Annotated in this window: 28 protein-coding genes; 26 read left to right on the forward strand and 2 right to left on the reverse strand. The window is 41.3% G+C overall.

Going from position 1 to position 23,839, the window contains the following annotated elements:
* Positions 1-9 precede the first annotated feature (9 nt).
* The 24 genes from fabT to JZO70_RS10130 all read left to right on the forward strand — a co-directional run bounded on the left by fabT (position 10) and on the right by JZO70_RS10130 (position 18,368).
* A complete protein-coding gene (fabT, locus tag JZO70_RS10015) occupies positions 10-450 on the forward strand; it encodes a fatty acid biosynthesis transcriptional regulator FabT (RefSeq protein ID WP_207673429.1) in 441 nt (146 codons plus the stop codon).
* A complete protein-coding gene (locus JZO70_RS10020) occupies positions 447-1,409 on the forward strand; it encodes a beta-ketoacyl-ACP synthase III (RefSeq protein ID WP_207673430.1) in 963 nt (320 codons plus the stop codon). The genes fabT and JZO70_RS10020 overlap by 4 nt, the downstream gene beginning before the upstream one ends.
* A 44-nt stretch (positions 1,410-1,453) precedes the next feature.
* A complete protein-coding gene (locus JZO70_RS10025; protein ID WP_207673431.1) occupies positions 1,454-1,681 on the forward strand; it encodes an acyl carrier protein in 228 nt (75 codons plus the stop codon).
* Between the two features lie 54 nt (positions 1,682-1,735).
* Entirely contained in the window at positions 1,736-2,680 is a 945-nt protein-coding gene (gene fabD / locus JZO70_RS10030; RefSeq protein WP_207673432.1) for an ACP S-malonyltransferase, read from the forward strand.
* Positions 2,664-3,395, forward strand: coding sequence for a 3-oxoacyl-[acyl-carrier-protein] reductase (fabG, locus tag JZO70_RS10035; RefSeq protein ID WP_207673433.1), 732 nt, complete (start codon positions 2,664-2,666; stop codon positions 3,393-3,395). The genes fabD and fabG overlap by 17 nt, the downstream gene beginning before the upstream one ends.
* 16 nt (positions 3,396-3,411) lie before the next feature.
* Positions 3,412-4,638 carry a beta-ketoacyl-ACP synthase II gene (gene fabF, locus JZO70_RS10040; protein WP_207673434.1) on the forward strand — a complete coding sequence of 409 codons (1,227 nt, stop codon included), beginning with the start codon at positions 3,412-3,414 and terminating at the stop codon, positions 4,636-4,638.
* A gap of 5 nt (positions 4,639-4,643) precedes the next feature.
* The gene (gene accB / locus JZO70_RS10045; RefSeq protein WP_207673435.1) at positions 4,644-5,105 is read left to right on the forward strand and encodes an acetyl-CoA carboxylase biotin carboxyl carrier protein; all 462 of its coding nucleotides are present in this window, start codon (positions 4,644-4,646) and stop codon (positions 5,103-5,105) included.
* Positions 5,106-5,142: 37 nt separating this feature from the next.
* Complete coding sequence (fabZ, locus tag JZO70_RS10050) at positions 5,143-5,562, forward strand: 3-hydroxyacyl-ACP dehydratase FabZ (RefSeq protein ID WP_207673556.1); 420 nt, start codon at positions 5,143-5,145, stop codon at positions 5,560-5,562.
* Positions 5,563-5,568: 6 nt separating this feature from the next.
* Positions 5,569-6,933: an acetyl-CoA carboxylase biotin carboxylase subunit gene (locus tag JZO70_RS10055; RefSeq protein ID WP_207673436.1), complete on the forward strand. Its 1,365-nt coding sequence runs from the start codon at positions 5,569-5,571 to the stop codon at positions 6,931-6,933.
* Positions 6,934-6,944: 11 nt separating this feature from the next.
* Complete coding sequence (gene accD / locus JZO70_RS10060; RefSeq protein ID WP_207673437.1) at positions 6,945-7,814, forward strand: acetyl-CoA carboxylase, carboxyltransferase subunit beta; 870 nt, start codon at positions 6,945-6,947, stop codon at positions 7,812-7,814.
* Positions 7,811-8,596, forward strand: a complete 786-nt coding sequence (locus JZO70_RS10065) for an acetyl-CoA carboxylase carboxyl transferase subunit alpha (protein WP_207673438.1) — start codon at positions 7,811-7,813, stop codon at positions 8,594-8,596. Before accD ends, JZO70_RS10065 begins: the two co-directional genes overlap by 4 nt.
* A 133-nt stretch (positions 8,597-8,729) precedes the next feature.
* On the forward strand, positions 8,730-9,539 hold the full coding sequence (locus JZO70_RS10070; RefSeq protein ID WP_207673439.1) for a transporter substrate-binding domain-containing protein: 810 nt from the start codon (positions 8,730-8,732) through the stop codon (positions 9,537-9,539).
* 147 nt (positions 9,540-9,686) lie between these two features.
* Complete coding sequence (locus JZO70_RS10075; protein ID WP_207673440.1) at positions 9,687-10,538, forward strand: transporter substrate-binding domain-containing protein; 852 nt, start codon at positions 9,687-9,689, stop codon at positions 10,536-10,538.
* Positions 10,539-10,549: 11 nt separating this feature from the next.
* Entirely contained in the window at positions 10,550-11,239 is a 690-nt protein-coding gene (locus tag JZO70_RS10080) for an amino acid ABC transporter permease (RefSeq protein ID WP_207673441.1), read from the forward strand.
* Positions 11,240-11,251: 12 nt separating this feature from the next.
* Positions 11,252-11,986: an amino acid ABC transporter ATP-binding protein gene (locus JZO70_RS10085; protein WP_207673442.1), complete on the forward strand. Its 735-nt coding sequence runs from the start codon at positions 11,252-11,254 to the stop codon at positions 11,984-11,986.
* A gap of 117 nt (positions 11,987-12,103) precedes the next feature.
* Entirely contained in the window at positions 12,104-12,628 is a 525-nt protein-coding gene (locus JZO70_RS10090) for a YqeG family HAD IIIA-type phosphatase (RefSeq protein WP_207673443.1), read from the forward strand.
* The gene (gene yqeH, locus JZO70_RS10095; protein WP_207673444.1) at positions 12,628-13,737 is read left to right on the forward strand and encodes a ribosome biogenesis GTPase YqeH; all 1,110 of its coding nucleotides are present in this window, start codon (positions 12,628-12,630) and stop codon (positions 13,735-13,737) included. The genes JZO70_RS10090 and yqeH overlap by 1 nt, the downstream gene beginning before the upstream one ends.
* An 11-nt stretch (positions 13,738-13,748) precedes the next feature.
* Entirely contained in the window at positions 13,749-14,063 is a 315-nt protein-coding gene (gene yhbY, locus JZO70_RS10100) for a ribosome assembly RNA-binding protein YhbY (RefSeq protein WP_207673445.1), read from the forward strand.
* A gap of 57 nt (positions 14,064-14,120) precedes the next feature.
* Positions 14,121-14,714: a nicotinate-nucleotide adenylyltransferase gene (locus JZO70_RS10105; protein ID WP_207673557.1), complete on the forward strand. Its 594-nt coding sequence runs from the start codon at positions 14,121-14,123 to the stop codon at positions 14,712-14,714.
* The gene (yqeK, locus tag JZO70_RS10110) at positions 14,704-15,300 is read left to right on the forward strand and encodes a bis(5'-nucleosyl)-tetraphosphatase (symmetrical) YqeK (RefSeq protein ID WP_207673446.1); all 597 of its coding nucleotides are present in this window, start codon (positions 14,704-14,706) and stop codon (positions 15,298-15,300) included. The genes JZO70_RS10105 and yqeK overlap by 11 nt, the downstream gene beginning before the upstream one ends.
* Positions 15,301-15,329: 29 nt before the next feature.
* Positions 15,330-15,668, forward strand: a complete 339-nt coding sequence (gene rsfS / locus JZO70_RS10115) for a ribosome silencing factor (RefSeq protein WP_207673447.1) — start codon at positions 15,330-15,332, stop codon at positions 15,666-15,668.
* Positions 15,668-16,393: a class I SAM-dependent DNA methyltransferase gene (locus JZO70_RS10120; protein ID WP_207673448.1), complete on the forward strand. Its 726-nt coding sequence runs from the start codon at positions 15,668-15,670 to the stop codon at positions 16,391-16,393. Before rsfS ends, JZO70_RS10120 begins: the two co-directional genes overlap by 1 nt.
* 46 nt (positions 16,394-16,439) lie before the next feature.
* Positions 16,440-17,576 carry a nucleotidyltransferase gene (locus JZO70_RS10125; protein ID WP_207673449.1) on the forward strand — a complete coding sequence of 379 codons (1,137 nt, stop codon included), beginning with the start codon at positions 16,440-16,442 and terminating at the stop codon, positions 17,574-17,576.
* A gap of 72 nt (positions 17,577-17,648) precedes the next feature.
* Entirely contained in the window at positions 17,649-18,368 is a 720-nt protein-coding gene (locus tag JZO70_RS10130; RefSeq protein WP_207673450.1) for a YebC/PmpR family DNA-binding transcriptional regulator, read from the forward strand.
* 41 nt (positions 18,369-18,409) lie between these two features.
* Here the strand turns inward: JZO70_RS10130 and JZO70_RS10135 are convergent, their stop codons facing one another.
* Together JZO70_RS10135 and helD are read right to left on the reverse strand one after the other, a co-directional pair.
* Entirely contained in the window at positions 18,410-18,583 is a 174-nt protein-coding gene (locus JZO70_RS10135; RefSeq protein ID WP_207673451.1) for a hypothetical protein, read from the reverse strand.
* 128 nt (positions 18,584-18,711) lie between these two features.
* The gene (helD, locus tag JZO70_RS10140) at positions 18,712-20,991 is read right to left on the reverse strand and encodes an RNA polymerase recycling motor HelD (protein WP_207673452.1); all 2,280 of its coding nucleotides are present in this window, start codon (positions 20,989-20,991) and stop codon (positions 18,712-18,714) included.
* A 180-nt stretch (positions 20,992-21,171) separates the two neighbouring features.
* On the opposite strand from helD, the gene thmT reads away from it, so the two are divergent.
* Together thmT and thrS are read left to right on the forward strand one after the other, a co-directional pair.
* A complete protein-coding gene (thmT, locus tag JZO70_RS10145) occupies positions 21,172-21,348 on the forward strand; it encodes a 2-hydroxymuconate tautomerase (protein ID WP_207673453.1) in 177 nt (58 codons plus the stop codon).
* 319 nt (positions 21,349-21,667) lie between these two features.
* On the forward strand, positions 21,668-23,608 hold the full coding sequence (thrS, locus tag JZO70_RS10150; protein ID WP_207673454.1) for a threonine--tRNA ligase: 1,941 nt from the start codon (positions 21,668-21,670) through the stop codon (positions 23,606-23,608).
* The last annotated feature ends 231 nt before the right edge of the window (positions 23,609-23,839 follow it).

Genomic DNA, 23,839 nt, shown 5'->3' on the forward strand with positions numbered 1-23,839 from the left:
TGAGGAAAAATGGAACACAATTGGGAAGAAATGAATACTTACTTAGTAACAATCTTTAATGACGTTCTGTCGATTGAAGAAAATGAACTAAAAAAATCGCGCTTTGGTGATTTAACCATTACCGAAATGCATACTATTGATGCGATTGGCATGTACAAGAAGAAAACCACGACTGAGGTTGCAAGAGAACTGTTAGTTACTGTGGGAACTTTAACAACGTCGATTAATCGTTTAGTCAAAAAAGGGTATGTAGAGCGAATCCGCAGTGAAGATGACCGGAGAGTAGTTAAATTATCCCTGACTAAAAAGGGAAAATTAGTTTTCCGTGTCCATCAGCATTTCCATCGCGAAATGGTTCGTCGTGCAACACAAGGGTTAAACACTGATGAACAGCAAGCCTTCTTGCGGGCATTGAAAAATCTAAACGGATACTTAGAGGAAATCAAATGAGCATCAACCAATATGGAAGAATTGCGGCAACAGCTCGCTACCTTCCCAAAAAAATTGTTACAAACGATGAATTAGCGCAATTGATGGATACATCGGATGAATGGATTCAATCACGAACGGGAATCAAACAGCGTCACATTGCTGAAGAAGAGAATACTTCGGACCTATGTACTGAAGTAGCACGTAAGTTGCTGGATAAGACCAAGCTTGATGCATCTTCCTTAGACTTTATTATAGTAGCAACCATGTCACCAGATTACTCTTCGCCCTCCGTTGCCTGTCAGGTACAAGGACGAATTGGTGCACATCGTGCCATGGCCTTTGATCTTGCGGCTGCCTGTGCCGGTTTTGTTTACGCACTAGCAACAGCCGAAAATTTTATCCGCAGCGGATTAAAACGGGGGATCGTTATTGGCGGCGAGAAAACTTCTAAGCTGCTGGACTGGAATGATCGTTCAACTGCAGTTCTTTTCGGAGATGGAGCGGCAGGCGTGTTGCTAGAGGCTGGTGATCAGCCAACGATTCTGCGTCAGATGCTGCGAGCAGATGGACAGCGAGCGGATTCATTAGTAGCCGGCTTTCGTCCTACTCAGACACGTTATTATCAAGAAGAGGATCAAGCAGGTTTAACGATGGACGGACGCGGTATTTGGAGCTTTGCGCTAAATGACGTCGTAAAGGATTTGCGAACATTCACCGAAGAGGAACCAATCGATCTCTATTTATTTCATCAAGCCAATCGCCGCATCATTGAAAAGATGGCGAAGAAGCTGAAGGAACCGATTGATAAATTTCCGATGAACTTAGCTAATTACGGCAACACTTCGGCAGCTAGTATTCCAATATTATTGGATGAGTTAGTTGAAGATGGCATTATTCATTTGGACGGTACACAAAAAGTGGTATTAACAGGTTATGGCGGCGGGCTCGCCTGGGGCAATTTATTGCTGGAGCTATAACTGTTTACAAATAATTTAAAAACAATAAATGGAGGAAACAACTCATGACTTTTGAAAAAATCCAAGACATTATCGTAGAAGAACTAGGGGTAGAAAAAGAAAAGGTTGAACTAACAACCAACATTCAAGAAGATTTGGAAGCAGACAGCTTAGACTTGTTCCAAATCATTAACGAAATCGAAGATGAATTCGATGTGAAAATCGAAACTGAAGACGGCATTACAACAGTAAAAGATTTAGTTGAATACGTAGAAAAACAACAAAACGCATAAAGGACTAAGGGCGAGGCGAAAGCCTGGCCTTTCCTTATATTAGGAGAAAAATTTATGAAGACAGCATTCTTATTTAGCGGCCAAGGGGCACAATATGTCGGGATGGGCAAGGAACTCTACCAACAAGAGGAAATTGTTCGTCAAACCTTTGAAGAGGCCAGTGACTTATTAGGCTATTCTATGAGTCAGCTTTGTTTTGAAGAAAACCAAAATATTCATGAAACTGAGTATACTCAGCCAGCTATTTTAACCGTAAGTACGGCTTTTTTACGGGTCGTAGAGAAAATGGGGTTAACCAAAGATGCAGTTGCCGGACTAAGCTTGGGGGAATACACGGCCTTAGTCGCAGCGGGAGCCTTAGATTTTGGTGATGCCGTTCAACTGGTTCAAAAACGTGGTCAATTTATGAGTACCGCTGCACCAAGCGGCAGTGGAAAAATGGTAGCTGTGTTAAATACTTCAGCTGAAGTAATTGAAGACTGCTGCAAACAAGCCTCAGAAATCGGGATCGTTTCGCCAGCCAACTACAATACTCCACAACAAATCGTGATTGGTGGAGAAGCAGCTGCCGTAGAAAAAGCTGAGGAGTTGTTGAAAGCTGCTGGCGTTAAACGAATGATTCCTTTAAACGTTAGCGGACCTTTTCATACCGCCTTATTGGAACCGGCCAGTCGTCAACTAAATAAGGAATTGCAAAAAGTTACCTTCCATTCCTTGCAGTGTCCAGTGATTTCAAATACGACGGCTAAAGAAATGCCAGCCTCAGAAATTATTTCTTTATTAACCGCACAAGTCATGTCTCCAGTACGTTTTAGCGATAGCATTATTCAATTAAAAGAGCTGGGCATTGAACGAATGATTGAAATTGGACCTGGTAAAACCTTAAGCGGCTTTATCAAGAAAATTGATCGCTCGATTCAAACTAGCCGTGTGGAAGATAGCAAAACATTGCAGGAAACAATCCAATTAATGGGAGGAACCAATGGAATTAACGAATAAAAATGTCTTTATTACTGGCAGCAGTCGTGGAATTGGCTGGGGAATTGCCCAAGCCTTTGCAAAACTGGGTGCTAATATTGTACTAAATGGCCGCAAAGAAATTGCAGCTGAAAAAGTAGCTGAAATTGAGTCAAACGGTGTGAAGTGTATTTGTGTCAGCGGGGATATCAGCTCCTTTGAAGATGCTGGCCGAATGATTGCTGAGGTCAATGAAATTTTTGGTTCCATCGACATCTTAGTAAACAACGCTGGTATTACTCAAGATAAGCTGTTGTTGCGTATGAAGCCGGAAGAGTTTGATGCTTGTATTGATATCAATCTTAAAGGAACCTTCAATATGACTCAACAAGTGTTGAAGCAAATGATGAAGCAGCGCAGCGGAGCAATTATCAATATGGCTAGTGTGATTGGTCAGATTGGTAATGTAGGCCAAAGTAATTATGCGGCTAGTAAAGCAGGCGTCATCGGTTTTACTAAATCGGTAGCTCGTGAAGTAGCTCCTAGAGGGATTACCTGCAATGCATTAGCTCCTGGTTTTATTGCTACCGAAATGACGGATCAGCTAAGTGACAAAATCAAAGAGCAAATCGAAGGACAAATTCCTTTGAAGCGCTATGGAAGTGTCGAAGATGTAGCACAAGCTGCAGTATTTTTAGCGCAAAGTCCGTATCTCACAGGTCAAGTGATCAATGTCGATGGCGGCATGGTCATGTAAAGAAAGGATGAAAAAAATGAATCGCGTCGTAATTACCGGATATGGTGTTGTATCGCCAATTGGCAATGACAGAGAAACATTTTTAACAAATTTGAAGCAAGGAAATCACGGCATTGGTCCGATTCAGCAGTTTGATGCTTCTGAAACAGGGATAACCATGGCTGCTGAAGTAAAAGATTTTCCTTTAGATAAATATTTCGTTAAAAAAGACACAAAACGTATGGAGCGTTATTCACTATACGCTATTTATGCGGCTTTGGAAGCTTTGGAAATGAGCGGAATTAATACCGAAGATGAAGACATGGAACGTATGGGTGTCATGATTGGTTCTGGAATCGGCGGACTTGGAACCATTCAAGACCAAGTAACCCGGATGGATGCTAAAGGCCCTGGCCGAGTATCACCAATGTTTGTTCCCTTAGCGATTGTTAATATGGCTGCTGGAAACGTGGCACTAAGAATTGGTGCTAAAGGAATTTGTACCTGTACAGTTACTGCATGTGCCAGCGGAACCCATTCGATCGGAGAAGCTTTCCGTAATATTAAACACGGTTATGCTGATGTAATGGTAGCTGGTGGTGCGGAATCATGCATTAACAAGATTGGTATTTCCGGTTTTGCGGCATTAACTGCCCTAAGCAATTCATCAGATGCAGCTCGTGCTTCGATTCCTTTTGATAAAGACCGTAATGGCTTTGTCATGGGTGAAGGTGCCGGCGTCCTGATTTTAGAATCACTTGAGCATGCTCAAAAACGCGGAGCAACTATTTTAGGCGAAGTTGTTGGCTATGGTGCTACTTGCGATGCGTACCATATGACGGCACCAGATCCTGAAGGCGACGGAGCAGCTCGTGCAATCACTCTGGCTGTCCAAGAAGCACAGATCGATCCAGCGGAAGTTAATTATGTCAATGCTCACGGAACAAGTACTCAAGCAAATGATAAAGCTGAAAGTAAAGCAATTGCACAAGCATTAACTGACAATGCGTATGTCAGCAGTACAAAATCTTTAACAGGTCACCTGTTAGGTGGAGCTGGTGGTGTTGAAGCAGTAGCTACTTTATTAGCTTTGCAAGAGCAATTTATTCCACCAACTGCAAACATCCAAGAAGTTGATCCTGAAATTGAAGCCAATATTGTTGTAAATGAAGCGAAAGAAACTCCTGTGAATTATGCCGTAAGCAATTCATTAGGCTTTGGCGGACACAATGCAGTGATTTGTCTGAAGCGCTGGGAGGCTTAGTCAAAATGGATATCAAAGAAGTCAAAGAATTGATGGAGCAGTTTGACCGCTCCTCTTTAACTGAATTTGACCTTCATGAAGGCAGTTTTGAGTTATATATGAATAAGAATCAAACTAGTCGACAAGCAGCACCGGCTATTGAAAGCAAAAGCGTTTCAACCCCTCAATCAAATGAGATTGAAACACCGGCAGCTGCTTTGAAAGAAACAGCTAGTCCAGCCAAGCAAGCAATGGGTCAAATCATTTCTTCACCGATTGTTGGTGTGGTTTATTTGCAGCCTTCACCAGAGCAGCCGGCTTTTAAACAAGCCGGTGATGCAGTGAAAAAAGGTGAGACCGTTTGTATCATCGAAGCAATGAAGCTTCTCAATGAAGTAGTCAGCGACTTTGATGGAACAATTGCCGAAATACTTGTTGAAAATGAAGACGTCGTGGAATATGGACAGCCATTGTTCCGCATTAACTAGATTGCTTATTAGAATGAAATAGGAGTGAAAACATATGATGACAATTGAAGAGATTAAAGAAATCATCCCTCACCGTTACCCTATGCTGTTAATTGACCGCGTAGAGAGCGTAGAACCTGGGAAATCGATTGTAGCAAAAAAGAATGTGTCTATTAACGAACCATTTTTCCAAGGACATTTCCCCCACGAACCAGTAATGCCAGGGGTATTAATCGTTGAAGCATTGGCGCAAGCCGGAGCAGTAGCCTTATTATCTATGGATGAATTCAAAGGAAAGACCGCCTATTTTGGTGGAATTGACAAAGCAAAATTCCGTAAAAAAGTTGTTCCTGGCGACACCTTAGAATTAGAAATTGAATTAACAAAAGTCCGTTCTTCTGCTGGCTGCGGTAAAGGAATTGCACGAGTTGACGGCAAAAAGGTAGCCGAAGCAGAACTGACCTTTATGATTGGATAGATGTCTATGTTTTCAAAAATATTGATTGCCAATCGTGGCGAGATTGCGGTACGAATTATCCGTGCTTGCCGCGAATTGGGCATCCAAACAGTTGCTGTGTATTCTGAAGCAGACAAAGAAGCACTGCATACTGAAATGGCTGACGAAGCAATTTGTATCGGACCTGCACGCTCAACGGATTCTTATTTGAACATGCAGGCGATTTTGAGCGCTGCGATTGTCACTAATTCAGAAGCAATTCATCCTGGTTTCGGTTTTTTATCTGAAAACAGTTTATTTGCGACGATGTGCCGTGAATGCAGCATTAAGTTCATCGGTCCTACTGAAACAACAATTGATGCTATGGGTAATAAAATCCATGCCCGTCAATTGATGAAAGATGCGGGAGTTCCCGTTATTCCGGGGAGCGACGGCGCTATCCATACGCTGGAAGAGGCCGAAAAAATTGCTGACGCGGTAGGTTATCCGGTAATGCTTAAAGCAGCGGCCGGCGGTGGCGGCAAGGGAATTCGTAAGGTTCTGAAAAAATCAGAACTGGAAAAGAATTTTACTTCTGCTAAATCAGAGGCGAAAGCAGCCTTCGGTGATGATTCTATGTACTTAGAAAAAATCATTTATCCGGCTCGTCATATTGAAGTTCAAATTTTAGGGGATCAAAAAGGCAATGTCATTCACTTAGGTGAGCGGGATTGTTCTTTGCAGCGCAATAACCAAAAAGTGCTGGAAGAAGCTCCTTCAATTGTGATCGATCAAGAACAGCGTGATATGTTGGGATCAATCGCGGTTAAGGCAGGCGAAGCGGTCAACTATGAGAGTGCTGGAACGATTGAATTTCTAAGAGATGAAACGGGAAATTTCTATTTTATGGAGATGAATACCCGGATTCAGGTGGAACATCCGATTACGGAAATGATTACAGGTATTGACATTGTTAAAAAACAGATTAGAATTGCATCAGGGGAACCAATTGGTTTGAAGCAAGAGGATGTAACCTTTAATGGACATTCAATTGAGTGTCGAATCAATGCCGAAAACCCTGCCTTTAATTTTGCACCTTCCCCAGGTAAGATAAAAACCTTGCTGCTTCCTAGCGGCGGCTTAGGTTTACGTGTAGATAGTGCAATGTACAGCGGCGTAACAATCCCGCCTTACTATGACTCAATGATTGCAAAAATCATCGTTCATGGCGAGGACCGTTTGGATGCATTAATGAAAATGCAGCGAGCGCTGGGAGAATTTGTTTCTGAAGGAGTAACAACCAACGTAGAATTTCAGATGGATCTAATCAGCCATCCAAATGTATTATTTGGCGATTATGATACCAGCTTTTTACAGACTACTTTCTTACCAGAATGGCAAGAAAGCGAGTAGGAGGAAGATAGATGGGACTTTTCAATAAAAAGAAAAATTATATTCGTATCAATCCCAATCGCGACCTGGCTCCCACAAGCAAACCTTCTGTTCCAGACAATATGTGGGCGAAGTGCCCCAATTGCAAACGGACTTTATACAAGAAGGAGATGGGTGACGAGAAAGTTTGTCCTCATTGCGGATACAGCTTCCGTATTAGCGCGTGGGAAAGATTAGCGATCACCATTGATGAAAAGAGCTTAGAGGAGTGGGACAACCAGCTTCCTGCTAAGAACCCCATCAACTTTCCTGATTACGAAGAAAAATTAGCGAAAACCAAAGAAAAAACCGGCTTAGATGAAGCTGTCATAACAGGGAAAGCCTTGATTGAAGGTCGGCCCATCGCAATCGGTGTCATGGACACCAATTTTATCATGGGCAGCATGGGAACGATTGTCGGCGAGAAAATTACTCGCTTGTTTGAGCGGGCAACGAAAGAAAAACTGCCAGTCGTTTTATTTACCGCTTCTGGCGGCGCTCGTATGCAAGAAGGGATTTTCTCCTTGATGCAGATGGCAAAAGTTTCGGCTGCGGTCAAACGCCACAGCAACGCCGGTCTTTTGTACATTACTGTCCTGACGGATCCAACCACTGGCGGTGTAACTGCCAGCTTTGCGATGGAGGGCGATTTGATCTTAGCTGAACCGCAAACCTTAGTAGGCTTTGCTGGTCGACGCGTGATCGAGCAGACGATTCGCCAAAAGCTGCCTGACGATTTTCAAAAGGCTGAGTTTTTACTGGATCATGGCTTCATCGATCAAATTGTTCCGCGAACAGTGTTAAAAGAGCGATTAGCCGAATTATTGGATCTGCATCAAAGTAAAGGGTGGTGTCATGAATGAGTCTGACAGCAGGTGAGGTTGTTAAACTGGCCCGGTCAACGGAGCGGTTAACCAGCCTCGACTTTTTTGAGCAATTATTTGAAGGATTTCAAGAAGTTCATGGCGACCGCTTGTATGGAGATGATCCGGCTATCGTTGGTGGTATTGCCTATTTACAAGGAAAGCCGGTAACGGTTATCGGCATTCAAAAAGGTGCCAACTTGAAAGAGAATATGGAACGCAACTTTGGACAACCTAATCCTGAAGGCTATCGCAAGGCACTGCGCTTGATGAAACAAGCGGAGAAGTTTGGGCGTCCAGTGATTTGTTTTGTCAACACGCCGGGTGCTTTTTGCGGCGTTGAAGCCGAAGAACGTGGTGAAGGGGAAGCAATTGCCCGCAATTTGCTGGAAATGTCCGATCTGAAAGTACCGATTATTTCTATTATTACTGGTGAAGGCGGAAGCGGTGGTGCTTTAGCTTTAGCTGTGGCTGATGAAGTTTGGATGATGGAACATAGCATCTATGCAATTTTATCACCGGAAGGCTTTGCTTCGATTTTATGGAAAGATGGCAAACGTTCAGAAGAGGCCGCGGAATTGATGAAGATCACAGCTGCTGAATTATTAGAACTAGATGTCATAGATAAAATTATTCCTGAAACCTTCAGAGGTGAGAATCTATCACAGGAAAAAATCCTGCGAATGATGAAGAAATCTTTGATTGAAGCTTTAGAAAAATTATGCAAATATTCAACTGAAGAGTTGGTAGAACAACGCTATCAACGCTTCCGTAAATTTTAACAGCAGAGCTCCTGCTGTTTTTTTATGCCCTAATTTACTATTTTGTAAATAAATATGCATAAAAGACTCGACTTTATGTAAAAATATGCTATACTAATTTCAATCAAGAAATGAAATTAGGGGGAAATAAAACATGAAAAAGAGTTTATTAGTGGGAGTATTAGGTCTGGCAGCAATCACATTAACCGCGTGTGGCGGATCAGGTGAACAAGAGGATAAGTATGATGCTATTCAGGAGGCTGGAGTGATTAAAGTAGCCACTTCGCCAGATTATGCACCTTTTGGATTTCACACAACCATTGACGGCAAGGACAAAATTGTCGGAGCTGATATTGATTTAGTTAATGCAATTGCCGACGAAATGGGCGTAGAAGTTGAATTGATGGATATGAGCTTTAATAATGTTCTTGCCACAACGAAAGAAGGACAAGCAGATATCGCAGTGTCCGCAATTTCTGTAACGGATGAGCGGGAAGAAAGCTTCGACTTTACTACGGATTACTATACATCACCGCAAGTAATCGTCATCAACAAAAATAATGCAGAAACACTAAACTCTATTGAAAGCTTAGCTGATAAAAATGTCGGAGCACAGAAAGGGACGATTCAAGAAAATATTGTCAAAAACCAACTAGAAGGAGCGCAGTTGGTCTCGATTGAAAAGCTGCCAAATATCTTTATCGAAGTCAGCAGCGGCTCATTGGATGCCTTAGTAGTCGAACAGATGGTAGCAACTTCTTATGTAGAACAAAATCCTGAATTGATGATTGCTGATATTCCGTTAGAAAGTATGAAAGAAGATTCCTTCTCAATTGCGGTTCCTAAGGGTAATCCTAAATTGGTAGAGGAATTGGATAAGCTGATTAACGAAATGAAAGAAAATGACGAAATTGATGAAATGGTTAATAAAAACAGCGAATTGATGAAATCAGCTAGCGAATAAATCTTTATACAGCGGAATGATTTAAAATGCGTTATATGAATAAAAAGGGACTTCGATTTTATAAATATGCATTAAGGTTCTGGATTTTTCGTGATTTAATGCTATAATGAGGACATTCGTTTAATACAAATTTTAGGGGGAACTAGGATGAAAAAAATTACCGGCTTAGCAGTATCACTTTTCGCATTAGTAACATTGGCAGCTTGCGGCGGCGGGGGCAACAATACCAGCAGCTCAAGCGACAACAATGCACCAGCAGAAAACCAATTGGCAGCAATTAAAGAAGCAGGCGTTTTGAAAGTCGCAACTTCTGCCGATTTTGCACCATTTGAATTCCACACAATGGTTGACGGCAAGGACCAAGTTGTAGGGGCAGATATCGATCTAGTAAATGAAATTGCAAAGGAACTTGGCGTAGAGCTTGAAGTTTCAGATATGAGTTATAATACCGTTTTAGCTACATTAAAAGACGGCAGTGCTGACATTGCAGTTGCGGGATTATCTGCAACAGAAGAACGTAGGGAACAGTTTGACTTTTCTGATGATTACTACAATCCACCACAAGTAATGGTGATTAATAAAGCAAATGAAAGTACATTAAACAGTCTTGATGCTTTCGATGGCAAACAAGTAGGTGGACAACGCGGTTCAATCCAAGAAGATGTTGTTAAAGAACAGTTGCCTTCTGCTCGTTTAGTTTCGATTGATAAAGTACCAAGCATGATTGTAGAAGTAAATGAAGGTTCTTTAGATGGTGTAGTATTAGAGGAAACAACTGCTGAATCTTATGTTCAACAAAATCCTGAGTTGATGATCGCTAACGTTGAGTTGAAAACAAACGAAGATGAAGCTTACGCGATTGCTTTGCAAAAAGAAGGAAGCAGCGAGCTAAAAGAAGAAATCAATAAAGTTATTAAAAAATTGAATGATGAAGGCAAGATTGAGGAATTCGTTAAGAAGAACAATGAACTTGCTAATTCATCAGCAACTGAAGAATAGAGGGCATTAAATTGAAATTTTCGTTTTTAGATCAATATTATCCATACTTTGTTTCTGGTGCAGGCGTTACAATTATTATTTCGTTTGTAACTGTCCTATTTGGAACGATCATCGGTCTAATTATGGCCTTAATGAAATTATCTAAGAACAAACCGCTGAATTGGTTGGCTAACATTTACATTGAAATTTTACGCGGGACACCCATGCTGCTTCAAATCACTATTGGATTCATCCTGTTACAAAGACTCTTTCCTTCAGTCGATCTGCCTGTAGGTGTGTTAACAATTGATCTTGGGCGACTGATTCCTGGGATGATTGTTTTATCGTTAAATTCTGGAGCATACGTAGCAGAAATTATCCGTGGTGGTATCAATGCAATTGACTATGGACAAAGAGAAGCATCTTTCTCATTAGGGCTGCGTCCAGCACAGACGATGCGCTACGTGGTTTTACCACAAGCATTAAGAAATATTTTACCTCCTTTAGGAAATGAATTCGTTACGTTAATCAAGGATTCTTCTTTATTAACAGCGATTGGGATTAATGAATTGATGGGGTCATCACAAATTGTTATCTCGAATTCATTTATCCCGCTAGAACCATATTTTGTTGCTGCTGCTCTTTACTTTGTGATGACGTTTGCCACTTCCCGTTTGTTAAACTTATGGGAGAAGAAGCTTGGCAAAGGTTACCAACGATAGGAGGAGAAGGCAATGAAAGAAGCTTTAATTAAAATTGAACATTTAAATAAGAAGTTTGGCGACAATGAGGTTTTAAAAGACATTTCAGCTGAAATCAATCCAGGTGAAGTAGTTGTAATTATCGGACCTTCAGGCTCTGGTAAAAGTACTATGTTGCGTTGTATCAACTTATTAGAGGTGCCTACCTCAGGAACCATTACTTTCGAAGGTACGGACATTACCGATAAGAACAATGATATTTTTAAAACCCGTGAAAAAATGGGGATGGTGTTCCAGCAATTCAACCTGTTCCCTAATATGACGGTTCTTGACAATATTACACTTTCACCAATCAAGGTGAAGAAGATGAGTAAATCAGAAGCTGAAGCAGTAGCTCATGAATTACTGAAAAAAGTTGGACTTTCTGAAAAAGCCGAAGCTTATCCGCAATCTTTATCAGGTGGACAGCAACAGCGGATTGCGATTGCTAGAGCGTTAGCAATGCAGCCAGACGTTATGCTGTTTGATGAGCCTACTTCTGCCTTAGACCCGGAGATGGTGGGAGACGTGCTGGAAGTAATGCAGCAGCTGGCTAAAGAAGGGATGACAATGGCAATCGTTACTCATGAAATGGGATTTGCCAAAGAAGTTGGTGATCGGATTCTTTTCATGGATGGCGGCGTAATTGTCGAAGAAGGTTCGCCAATCGAAGTGTTTGAGCAAACCAAAAATCCAAGAACTATCGATTTTCTATCAAAAGTACTCTAAACGATTGGGTGATTTCATCCAATCGTTTTCTTTTGGTGTGAAAAGTGGAGTTTTCAAGGTTTTTGCGTTATAATCATCTTTTGTAGAAGTAGAAAATGGAAAATCATAGGAGTGGCCATGTTAGATAAATATAAACCGACCTGGATGGTAGATGCCATCTATCAAATTACCCCTGAACAGTTGAAAAAACAGGGCGTGAAAGCTGTGCTGACAGATTTGGATAATACCTTGATCGCTTGGGACAACCCAGATGGCACAAAAGAATTATTGGATTGGCTGAAAGTCATGGATGAAGCTAATATTCCTGTTGTAGTGGTCTCTAACAATAAGGCGAGCCGAGTAGCTCGAGCTGTTCAGCAATTTCGCCTCGACTTTGTTTCAAGAGCGATGAAGCCTTTTTCAGCTGGAATTAAGAGTGCGCAACGTAAGCTGGGTCTCACAAGTGACGAGATTATTATGATCGGTGATCAAATTATGACAGATATCCGTGGGGCAAATGCGGCAGGCATTCGCAGTGTCTTAGTGCGGCCAATTGTCGATACGGATGGGGCAAGTACCCAAATTAACCGCTTCTTTGAACGGAAAATTATGCGCTATTTACTAAAAAAACATCCTGAAATGAAATGGAAGAGTGGATTATAATGGAAGAAGAAATTTATTGTATTGGTTGCGGCGCAAAAATTCAAACCGAAAATCCTAAAGAATTAGGTTATACACCGCAATCAGCGTTAGAAAAAGGTTTGGAAAATGGTGAAGTTTATTGCCAACGCTGCTTCCGCTTACGACACTATAATGAAATTCAAGATGTCGCATTAACGGATGACGATTTTTTGCGCCTGCTGAATGAGTTAGGCAAAACAGATGCATTAATTGTTAATGTCGTGGATATCTTTGATTTTAACGGCTCAATCATTCCTGGTTTGCATCGCTTTATTGGCGACAATCCAGTTTTAATGGTCGGGAACAAAGTGGATATTCTACCAAAATCATTGAAAAAAGGCCGCTTGATTCAGTGGATGAGAGAGCGTGCTCATGAAGAAGGTTTGAGACCTGTAGACGTGTTGTTGACTAGTGCTCGCAAGCCGAATCAAATGCAAGAGCTGCTGGCTAAAATTGAAGAATATCGTGAGGGTCGGGACGTTTATGTGGTTGGTGTGACCAACGTTGGTAAATCAACCTTGATTAATCAAATCATTAAGCAGACTTCCGGTGTACAGGACTTGATAACGACTTCGCAATTTCCAGGAACAACCTTGGATAAGATTGAAATTCCTTTAGACGATGGTCATTTCTTGATTGACACTCCAGGGATTATTCATCGTCATCAAATGGCTCATTATTTAGGCAAAAAAGACTTGAAGATTATTGCTCCTCATAAAGAGATCAAGCCTAAAATATATCAGTTAAATGCTGGACAAACATTGTTCTTAGGCGGTTTGGCTCGTTTTGACTTTATCCAAGGGGATCGAGCTTCATTTATTGCTTATGTCGCGAATGACTTGATGATTCACCGGACGAAACTGGAAAAGGCCGATGATTTTTATCAAAAACATGCAGGTGGCCTGTTACAGCCGCCGCGTCCTGATGAAGTAGACGAATTTCCTGAGCTGGTTCGTTTTGAATTTTCAATTAAGGAAAAAACGGATATTGTATTTGCCGGTTTAGGTTGGGTAACAATTTCCAAACCAGCTGTAATCGCTGGCTGGGCACCTAAAGGCGTAGACGTCTTGACGCGCAAAGCGTTAATATAAAGGAGAATACTATGACATTACGAGGAAAACAAAAGCGCTACTTACGCAGTGAAGCACATCATTTACAACCAATTTTTCAAATCGGTAAAAATGGCGTGAATCCGGCGATGATCACACAAATTAATGAAGCATTGGAAAAACGTGAGCTGATTAAAGTCAGCTTATTACAAAATACCGATGAGGTTGCTGAAGAAGTAGCACACATGTTGGAAAAAGAAATTAAATGCGAGATTGTTCAAATTATCGGACGTGTATTGGTTTTATACAAAGCATCAACGAAAGAAAAATTCCAAAAAATATCCCGTGAAGTAAAAGCAATCGGTTAGGAGGCGCAAACGTTGTATCAGCGAAGTGTAGGAACGATTCCGGAAGTCGTCGCAGTGATGGATGTAAAAGAACCGCAAAAGCAAGTAGGTTTATTAGGTGGAAATTTTAACCCCATTCATTTAGCACATTTAATGATTGGAGAGCAAGTAGGACAAAAATTGGGCTTTGATCGAGTAGAGCTTTTACCCTCCTATTTACCTCCGCATATTGATGAAAAGAAGACGATCGATAGTCAACACCGGTTGAACATGGTAGAATTAGCCGTTGAAGACAATCCGCATTTGTCGGTCAATATGGCTGAATTGACACGAAAAGGAAAAAGTTATACGTATGATACAATTAAGCAGCTGACGATGGAACATCCTGATACTGAATACTATTTCATTATTGGTGGCGATCAAGTGGAGTATTTACCTACTTGGCACAAAATCGATGAATTAGTACAAATCGTTCATTTTGTTGGCGTAAAACGGCCTGGCTACGAGGTAGACAGTCCTTACCCGATTATTTGGGTAGATGTGCCGCAGATTCAGCTGTCTTCCAGCTACATTCGTCAGCAGGTCAGACAAGGCTGTTCGATTCGTTACCTTGTCCCAGAAAAGGTTCGTGAGTACATCGAAGAAGAGGGGCTGTATCTAGATGAACTATAGCAGACATTATTCACAATTGGATCGAGAAGCTTTGATGCAGACGGTTCAAATGCGCATGAGTGAGCGCAGATTTAAGCACGTATTAGGTGTAGAGGAAACCGCGATTGCTTTGGCCGATCGTTATGGTGCTTCCACTGAAAAAGCCAGTATAGCAGCATTGGCTCACGATTATGCTAAGGAACGTTCTGATGAGGAATTTCAATTAGCAATTGAGCAGGGGGATTATCCTAATAAAAAAGAATTGCTGAAGTTTGGCAATGCGATTTGGCATGGCTTAGTGGGAGCCGATTTTGTTAAACGTGAATTAGGGATTGAAGATGAAGAAATCCTTCAGGCGATTCGGCTTCATACCACAGGCGCCGCAGATATGACTTTGCTGGATAAAATTATTTATGTAGCCGATTATATTGAACCTGGTCGTAATTTTCCAGGGGTGAAAGATGCTCGAACCATTGCTTTAAGAGACTTAGATGAAGCAGTGGCGTTTGAAACGAAACATACGTTAAGTCATTTAATTGAAGAAGAACAGCTGGTTTATCCTAAAACGCTTGAGACTTATAATCGTTGGGTAACTGGCACACGTTAAGGAGGAGAATTATCATAGATAGTAAACAAATGTTAGAAATCGCAGTAAAGGCAGCTGATTCAAAACGTGCTGTTGACATCGTCGCATTGGATGTTTCAGAAGTGTCGTTGTTAGCTGACTACTTTTTGATTTGTTCAGCAAATTCCGATCGTCAAATTAACGCCGTGGTTGAAGCAATCATGGAAGAAGAAGAAAAGAACCAAGTAGAGGTTAAACGAGTGGAAGGTAAAAGCGGCGGAAAATGGGTGCTAATTGACTTAGGCGATTTAATTGTTCATGTCTTTAGTAATTCAGAACGCGAATTTTACAACTTAGAAAAACTTTGGTCAGATGCTCCGTTAGTGAACATTGAGGCTTGGTTGGACTGATGGCTTACGAAACTTTTGCGCTGGTTTATGACGAAGTGATGGATGACAGCCTTTATCAAAAATGGTTGGATTTCTCACTGCGCCATTTACCAGCGAATGATCTGAACTTGCTGGAGTTAGCCTGTGGAACAGGTGCTTTGGCAGTTGCTTTTGCTAACGCTGGGTTTTCAGTAACCGGATTGGATTTGTCCGAAGAAATGCTGATGCTGGCTCAAGATCGGGCAATCAGTGAAGAGACTGAAATTCAATTTGTAGCAGGGGATATGCTGGATTTGCAAGACATTGGTACATATCAAGCAGTGACTTGTTTTTCTGATTCCCTGTGCTATATGAAAAATGAAGAGCAGGTACAGCAGGTTTTTCAAGGGGTCTATGACCTATTAGAAGAAAAAGGTACCTTCATTTTTGATGTTCATTCATTGTATCAAATGGACAAGCTTTTCCCGGATTATAGTTTCCATGATCAAACAGAAGACTTTGCTTTTCTGTGGGATAGTTATGCCGGAGAGGTTCCTCATAGTATTGAGCATTTTCTGACTTTTTTTGTAAAAGAGGGCGAGTACTTTGAACGGATTGATGAGCTGCATCAAGAGCGGACCTATCCTTTAGAGACCTATATGGAAATGCTGAATAAGGTCGGCTTCCAATGCAATGTCTATGCCGATTTTGAAGATGAAGCACCAACTGAAACAAGCAAGCGTTGGTTTTTCGTTTGCCATAAGTAAGATGAGACAGTTATTGTCTCATCTTTTTTTGAAGGGAGGAAGATGAATGCGCAGTTGCGGCATTATTGTAGAGTATAATCCATTTCATAATGGTCATCGCTATCATGCTGAAATGGCTAGAAAGTTGAGCGGCGCTGATGTAGTAATCGCCGTTATGAGCGGCAATTTTCTGCAGCGGGGAGAACCGGCAATTATAGATAAATGGATGCGGGCGGAAGCAGCGCTGCATAATGGCGTTGACTTAGTCATTGAACTGCCTTTTTCATGGGCAGTTCAATCAGCGGATTATTTTGCCAAAGGCGGGATAAAATTGCTGCAGGCATTGAATTGCGATGCGTTGTGCTTCGGAACCGACAGCCAGGAGACAATTAACTACCAGGAATATGGCCAGCTTTTTGTTGAGAAGGAAGTCGAAATAGATCGCCTGTTCCATCAGCTGCCAATCGGCATGAGTTATCCGGAAAAAATGGCTGAAGTCGTACGGCAGGTTTTTCCGACAATTCAGGAATTTCCTCCCAATCATATTTTAGGCTTAAGCTATGCAAAAGAAAATGCTAAATATCCAAAGCCAATGGAGATTTATCCGCTAACAAGAAAAGATCAAGGCTACCATGATGCTGAAATGGTGAAAGAGCAGTTTGCCAGCGCAACTGGGATTCGAAAAGCTTTCATAAGCGGACAGGAAATTAATTCTTTTGTACCTAGTGAAACTAGCGACCAGTTGAAGAAGGCTATATCTTGGGATAATTTTTGGTCGTATCTCAATTATCAGTTAACGGTCAACACACCACAGCAAATGTTGACTATCTATCAGATGAATGAAGGAATTGAACACCGACTGAAAAATAGTCAAGGTGAGAATTTCGCTGATTACTTGCTGAAGGTAAAAACAAAACGATATACAGGCACACGTTTGCAGCGTTTGCTTACTTACTTTCTACTGCAAATTCGTCCAGAAGAAATAGAAAATGAGCAGGAACAGAGCATGCTGCATGTTTTGGGTTTCACCAAACAAGGGCAAGAATACCTAAGCCAAAATAAAAAAGAATTCACGTTACCTTTGGCTGCCAAAATGGGCCAAATAGAAAAAGAGCGGCATTTCTTAACTTATCGGGCAGACCAGCTCTATCAGCTGATTCATCCAATCGAACAAAATATCGGACGTACACCGATTCGAGTGTAAAAAAGACTTTCAAAACCTCAGACTTGTGGGTATAATGGGAAAGTATGAAAATAACGAAAGTGAAGTGAAATTATGGGTCGTAAATGGGCAAACATCGTTGCGAAGAAAACTGCAAAGGATGCAAACAACAGCCGAGTTTATGCAAAATTTGGAATTGAGATTTATGCTGCAGCAAAATCAGGAGATCCAGATCCACACGCGAACCAAAAGCTGCGTTTTGTCATTGAACGGGCAAAAACTTACAATGTACCAAAACATATTATTGATCGTGCGATTGAAAAGGCTAAAGGATCAGGCGACGAAAATTACCAAGAGCTGCGTTATGAAGGCTTCGGACCAAATGGTTCAATGGTTATCGTAGATGCTTTGACTAACAACGTAAACCGCACAGCTGCTGATGTACGGGCTGCCTTTGGTAAAAACGGTGGGAACATGGGTGTTTCCGGTGCAGTGTCTTACATGTTCGATAATACTGCTTTATTTGGATTTGCGGGGGAAGATGCGGATGAAATCCTGGAATACTTGATGGAGCAGGATATTGATGTAAGAGATGTCGTTGATGAAGAAGGGCAAGTCATTGTTTACGGGGAGCCTGAAGACTTCAACAACATTCAAGAAGCCTTGAAGGCAAAAGGGATTACTGAATTCTCAGTAGCTGAAATGCAAATGATTGCACAAAACGAAATTACCTTAAGCGGCGACGATTTAGAGAAATTTGAAAAAATGATCGACGTGCTGGAAGATTTAGAAGATGTGCAGCAAGTCTATCATAATGTAGAATTTGAAGATTAAAAAAAGCGCGTTGTGCCTGGGCACAGCGCGTTTTCGATTTCTTAATGAATAAGACTAAGGAAGACTTCCATCATGAATAGAACGCCAGAGACTAATGCTCGCCAAAAGCGATTTTTAATCTCCAATTCGCGATAATAAACGGCAAAAGCACCGCATACTAACAGGATCACAATAATCCCAATTAAAATAAGACCTGCAAGTATCCAACCGTCCATACAAAATCCCTCCTTGAAATCTATTATATAGGTTTTCCTTAAGAATTTATATAGACTAAAGTCCTATTTTCTGGAAAAACGAAAAAATACAGCCTTCTCAGAATTACTGAGGAAGGCTGCATGGATAATTAAACATGTTTTACTTGATAAAGTTCTTCCGGAATTTTCTCCAGCAATGGACTCTTTTGTCCAATGGTCAGTAAATTCAATTCGTGCATCGCGCGAGTACATAACGTGTACAAAATCAGCTTGTCTTGTTCGGTATGATAATTTTCCGGCGAGATATTCCAGCCGTACACGCGATCAAATTCCAACCCTTTGGCTAAATAAGTTGGGATGATAATCAACGATTTGCGCATGAAATCTTCTTCATCCGTTAGCAATTGAATTTGTTCTTGCTGTTCAGGTGCGAGCTGTTGATACAAATCTTCGCAGTCTTCAACGGTTTTGCCGATAATTGCAGTGCGCCAGTATTTGGCTTTTTCGGCGGTTGCCTTCAACTCATCGACTAAATGAGTCAGCATCGCTTCCTTTTCTAGTGCATAATAAATTGCTGGTCGATCGCCTACTCGGGCGGTCAGCTGTACGCGATTTTCCTGAGTTAGGAACTGATTAGCAAAATGAGTGATTTCCTCTGTCGAACGGTAGCTGGTTGTTAATTGGTGATGAGTAATCGGCTGCTCAGGGAAGATTGCTCCCAAAGCTTCCACCATACTCTCATTCCCAAAGACTTTTTGATTTAAATCGCCAGAAAAAGTATAAGTTGCTTTCGGATACAGCTGTTTTAATAAAGCAACTTGAGCAGGAGAAAAGTCCTGCATCTCGTCAATAAAAATAAAACGAGCTTTTTGCTGCACATGTAATGGATACATCGACTTCATCAATAGGAACATCAAGGTACCATCTTCTAAACTCAGATCGCGCCGTTGGAAATCTTTACGCAGTTCTACCAGCATGTCTTGCCAATCTGCGGTGGTCAACTGATACTGCTCCAGCAAGTCTTCTGAAATAGTTTGTAGAAAATGCAGATACTGCTTGCTGTAATTAATAAAAGTAAAACGGGTAATCTTCCGTTTGATTGGCCGCATTTTTTTGCGAACCACTTTTTTACTGAATTGTCGGCGCATCCGACGTTCAATTTGTTCAGAGTCTTCTAAGTCAGGATTATCAGTGTAGGCTTGCTGCAGCAAATCTTCAGCTGCTTGTTTTACCCAGTCTTTTTTCATCTCGTCTTTTTCTAATCCGCCGAGTTTTTTGAGAAGCTTAGTTTGCAAAAGCTGCATCCGTTGATACATTGGTAGACCTGGATTGGCCTCTTGGTACCAAGCCCGAATCTGTTCTTTCTTGATTAAAGGTTTGCCTTCTAAAGTCAAATCACGAAATAAAGGTCCGAACGGCGTTATTTTTTCGCAATAACGATTTAACGCCTCAACGATTAACCAGCTGCTTTTTGCCCGCAATACACGATCGTCTTGTCCCGATAAAAAGACTTCTTCATGGCTGTCTTCGGTATGAATCTGATAAAGCGGCAAAAGCTTAGCCAAAAAGCTTTTAAAGGTTTCAGTTGGAATGCCACTTTCTCCTAAAGAAGGTAATACGGTAGAAATATAATCAGAAAAAATATGGTTTGGCGAGAACAAAAGAACTTGGTCATTGTCCAGCCAGTTTCGGTTACGATACAAAAGATAGGCTACCCGTTGCAGTAAAGCCGAGGTTTTACCACTGCCGGCAATCCCTTCGACTACCAACAGCTTGCTGTGGGTATCGCGAATAATTTGATTTTGCGCTTTTTGAATAGTCGCGACGATATTTTTCATGTGATTGGATGAGGCTTCATCTAAAATTTCTAAAAGAAAATCATCGTTAATTGCTTCGGATGTATCTACCATTGAAAGAATTTGAGCATCGCGAATTTTGAATTGCCGTTTTAACAACAACTCAATATCAACCGTCGTGTCGTAAGCCTCATAAGTAGTGGCACCCAGCTCGCCTTCATAATAAAGATTGGCAATTGGTGCACGCCAGTCGATAATGAGGGTTTCTTCAGCAGTATCTCGCAATGAAGCAATTCCTAAGTATAAGGTCTCAACACCTTGATCTTCCTTGAAGTCAATACGAGCAAAGTAAGGATTTCCTTTCATTAGGCGAAGTACTTTTTGTCTTTTTTCTTGAGCAGCCATGGTTTGGTAGCGAACCAATAAATCTTGTTCGTGCTGACGGGTGTCCGCCATCGTTTCCGCTAAGGCTTCAAAAGAACCAGATTGAACTCTTTGACCGGCATTTTCTTGCAGATTTTCCTGAAATTGAGATTGGTTTTTTTGTTTTTGCTTGTCCAATAATTGTTTTTCTTGATCTATCAGGGCAACAGTCTGTTCCAGATGCTGTTGTTCTTCTTGTCTAGCATTCATGCGTGTTCCTCCTTGCTGATAACAGCATACAAGTATAGCACAAAAAGCGTTAAAAGTAATCTTTGTCGAAAAAGGGACGTTCACTCAGCAAGCCAACCTTTGATCAGCGGAAAAATCGTTGCGGCAAAATGAATCAGTAGTATAATGGTAAGGTAGCAATTACAAAGAGGAGGAAGAATTATGCCATTTGTTCATATTGAATTAGTCGAAGGTAGAAGCGAGGAACAATTGACCAAAATGATGGAAGAGGTAACCGAGGTTATTTCTAAAAACACGGGCGCTCCAAAAGAACACGTTCATGTTATTTTAAATGAATTGAAAAAAGGAACGTATGCTGTAAACGGCCAGTGGAAATAAAATATTTTGTGTATGGGTTGCTTTTTTAGAGACTAAGTGTTTTAATGTGAGTATAAATTGATTGATGAAGAAAGACACCTGAACTTGAGGGCTGTTTACCAGAGAGGGAAAGCAAGGCTGAGACTTTTCCAAACAAGCACAAGGGATGACCACTTTCGAAAGACCTCTGTTAAATGCAGAGGCGGTCTAAAGCGCCGTTATCGCATGTGAGGAGCAGTTTTTGCTCAAAGATTAGGTGGAACCACGTTTATTCGTCCTAGTACCAATTACGGTACTAGGACTTTTTTATTTTCAATCAAGATCAAGGAGGAGATTGTACATGTCAGTAAATATTTCATTTCCAGACGGTTCAGTGAAGGAGTTTCACGATGGCGTGACTGGATTAGAGATTGCCGAAAGTATTTCAAAATCATTAGCAAAAAAAGCATTGGCCGTGGTGGTAAACGGAGAGTTGGAAGATTTGGCTCGTCCAATTGAACAAGATGCTGAGCTAAAGATTGTTACCGATAAAGATGAAGAGGCTTTGCAGTTGATGCGTCACTCAACCGCCCATTTAATGGCACAAGCGATGCGTCGTTTGTTCCCAAATGTTCATTTTGGAGTAGGGCCAGCGATTGATTCAGGCTTTTACTATGATACCGACAATGATGAAGGCCAAGTATCAGAAGAAGATTTTCCAAAAATCGAAAAAGAAATGAAAAGAATTGTGAAGGAAAACTTGCCGATTGTACGCAAAGTCATGAGTCGTGCCGAAGCATTGGAATTCTTCAGCTATGATCCTTACAAAGTAGAATTGATTCAAGACTTGCCAGAAGACGAAGTGATTACAGCTTATACGCAAGGCGAATTCACTGATTTATGTCGCGGACCCCATGTTCCGTCAACTGGTAAAATCAAAGTCTTCAAATTATTGTCAGTAGCGGGTGCTTACTGGCGCGGTAATTCTGACAACAAGATGATGCAACGGGTATACGGAACAGCCTTCTTCAACCAAGCAGACCTAGATGAGTTTTTACGGATTCGCGAAGAAGCAAAAGAACGTGATCATCGTAAACTAGGCCGCGAATTAGATTTGTTCATGATTTCTCCAGAGGTTGGTTCAGGATTGCCATTCTGGTTGCCAAAAGGTGCAACAATCCGTCGCGAAATCGAGCGTTATATTGTTGATAAGGAATTATCAATGGGCTACGAACACGTATATACTCCGGTATTAGCTAATACTGGTCTTTATAAAACTTCTGGTCACTGGGATCACTACCAAGAAGACATGTTCCCAATTATGGATATGGGAGACGGCGATGATTTAGTTCTTCGTCCAATGAACTGCCCGCATCACATGATGGTTTATAAAGATCGGATTCATTCTTATCGTGAATTGCCAATTCGTTTAGCTGAACTTGGAATGGATCACCGCTATGAAAAATCTGGTGCTTTGTCCGGCTTGCAGCGGGTTCGTGAAATGACGATGAATGATGCCCATATCTTTGTTCGCCCTGACCAAATCAAAGAAGAATTCCGTCGTACATTAGATTTGATTTTGGAAGTTTACAAAGACTTTGGCTTTGAAGATTATCGTTTCCGTTTAAGCTATCGTGACCCTAACAACACTGAAAAATATTTTGACGATGACCAAATGTGGGAAACTTCTCAAGGCTTGTTAAAAGAAGTTATGGATGAATCTGGTTTTGACTACTTTGAAGCCGATGGTGAAGCAGCTTTCTATGGTCCTAAATTGGACGTTCAAGTACAAACTGCCTTGGGAACAGAAGAAACTTTGTCAACGATCCAATTTGACTTTTTATTACCTGAACGTTTTGATTTAACTTACGTGGGCGAAGATGGTAAAGATCATCGTCCAGTCGTTGTTCACCGTAGTGTAGTATCAACGATGGAACGTTTCACTGCCTACTTGATCGAGCAATACAAAGGAGCTTTCCCAACTTGGTTGGCACCTGAACAAGTGGTGATTATTCCAGTTTCAGTTGAACATCATGGCGACTACGCTTATGAAGTTAAGAACCGTTTGAAGGTCGAAGGTGTGCGTGTCGAAGTCGACGAGCGTAACGAGAAAATGGGTTATAAGATTCGTCAGGCACAAACGCAAAAAATTCCTTATATCTTAGTGGTAGGGGACAAAGAAGCAGATAGTGCCAGTGTCAATGTTCGTCGTTACGGCAGTGAAGAGCAAGAAGCGCAAGAGTTGAATATCTTTGTTGAGTCCATCAAAGATGAAATCAAAAACTTCAGCCGGAACCGTTAATTTTTACTAACAGGAAGAATTCTCTTAAGCAAAGCGATTTCGTGTTTTGCTTAAGGGAATTTTTATTTTTCAGAGTGGCTGCTCATTGTGGATAACTTTTATAAGACAACCTTGAGGCCATCCGCTTTTGGGTGGAATCTGTCCATTCAGAGTTTTCCACAATTTTTAGAATAGAAAAATGTTTCACGAAATAGAAAAGGTACAATGCTCTTTTCTGCTTATACAAAGCCT

The sequence above is a fragment of the Candidatus Enterococcus moelleringii genome (assembly GCF_017377575.1).
Classification (GTDB): Bacteria; Bacillota; Bacilli; order Lactobacillales; family Enterococcaceae; genus Enterococcus_A; species Enterococcus_A moelleringii.

Coding starts and splice junctions, on each gene's coding strand:
- fabT (WP_207673429.1), top strand. CDS start 10: ATGGAACACAATTGGGAAGAAATGAATACTTACTTAGTAACAATCTTT.
- JZO70_RS10020 (WP_207673430.1), top strand. CDS start 447: ATGAGCATCAACCAATATGGAAGAATTGCGGCAACAGCTCGCTACCTT.
- JZO70_RS10025 (WP_207673431.1), top strand. CDS start 1,454: ATGACTTTTGAAAAAATCCAAGACATTATCGTAGAAGAACTAGGGGTA.
- fabD (WP_207673432.1), top strand. CDS start 1,736: ATGAAGACAGCATTCTTATTTAGCGGCCAAGGGGCACAATATGTCGGG.
- fabG (WP_207673433.1), top strand. CDS start 2,664: ATGGAATTAACGAATAAAAATGTCTTTATTACTGGCAGCAGTCGTGGA.
- fabF (WP_207673434.1), top strand. CDS start 3,412: ATGAATCGCGTCGTAATTACCGGATATGGTGTTGTATCGCCAATTGGC.
- accB (WP_207673435.1), top strand. CDS start 4,644: ATGGATATCAAAGAAGTCAAAGAATTGATGGAGCAGTTTGACCGCTCC.
- fabZ (WP_207673556.1), top strand. CDS start 5,143: ATGACAATTGAAGAGATTAAAGAAATCATCCCTCACCGTTACCCTATG.
- JZO70_RS10055 (WP_207673436.1), top strand. CDS start 5,569: ATGTTTTCAAAAATATTGATTGCCAATCGTGGCGAGATTGCGGTACGA.
- accD (WP_207673437.1), top strand. CDS start 6,945: ATGGGACTTTTCAATAAAAAGAAAAATTATATTCGTATCAATCCCAAT.
- JZO70_RS10065 (WP_207673438.1), top strand. CDS start 7,811: ATGAGTCTGACAGCAGGTGAGGTTGTTAAACTGGCCCGGTCAACGGAG.
- JZO70_RS10070 (WP_207673439.1), top strand. CDS start 8,730: ATGAAAAAGAGTTTATTAGTGGGAGTATTAGGTCTGGCAGCAATCACA.
- JZO70_RS10075 (WP_207673440.1), top strand. CDS start 9,687: ATGAAAAAAATTACCGGCTTAGCAGTATCACTTTTCGCATTAGTAACA.
- JZO70_RS10085 (WP_207673442.1), top strand. CDS start 11,252: ATGAAAGAAGCTTTAATTAAAATTGAACATTTAAATAAGAAGTTTGGC.
- JZO70_RS10090 (WP_207673443.1), top strand. CDS start 12,104: ATGTTAGATAAATATAAACCGACCTGGATGGTAGATGCCATCTATCAA.
- yqeH (WP_207673444.1), top strand. CDS start 12,628: ATGGAAGAAGAAATTTATTGTATTGGTTGCGGCGCAAAAATTCAAACC.
- yhbY (WP_207673445.1), top strand. CDS start 13,749: ATGACATTACGAGGAAAACAAAAGCGCTACTTACGCAGTGAAGCACAT.
- JZO70_RS10105 (WP_207673557.1), top strand. CDS start 14,121: ATGGATGTAAAAGAACCGCAAAAGCAAGTAGGTTTATTAGGTGGAAAT.
- yqeK (WP_207673446.1), top strand. CDS start 14,704: ATGAACTATAGCAGACATTATTCACAATTGGATCGAGAAGCTTTGATG.
- rsfS (WP_207673447.1), top strand. CDS start 15,330: ATGTTAGAAATCGCAGTAAAGGCAGCTGATTCAAAACGTGCTGTTGAC.
- JZO70_RS10120 (WP_207673448.1), top strand. CDS start 15,668: ATGGCTTACGAAACTTTTGCGCTGGTTTATGACGAAGTGATGGATGAC.
- JZO70_RS10125 (WP_207673449.1), top strand. CDS start 16,440: ATGCGCAGTTGCGGCATTATTGTAGAGTATAATCCATTTCATAATGGT.
- JZO70_RS10130 (WP_207673450.1), top strand. CDS start 17,649: ATGGGTCGTAAATGGGCAAACATCGTTGCGAAGAAAACTGCAAAGGAT.
- JZO70_RS10135 (WP_207673451.1), bottom strand. CDS start 18,583: ATGGACGGTTGGATACTTGCAGGTCTTATTTTAATTGGGATTATTGTG.
- helD (WP_207673452.1), bottom strand. CDS start 20,991: ATGAATGCTAGACAAGAAGAACAACAGCATCTGGAACAGACTGTTGCC.
- thmT (WP_207673453.1), top strand. CDS start 21,172: ATGCCATTTGTTCATATTGAATTAGTCGAAGGTAGAAGCGAGGAACAA.
- thrS (WP_207673454.1), top strand. CDS start 21,668: ATGTCAGTAAATATTTCATTTCCAGACGGTTCAGTGAAGGAGTTTCAC.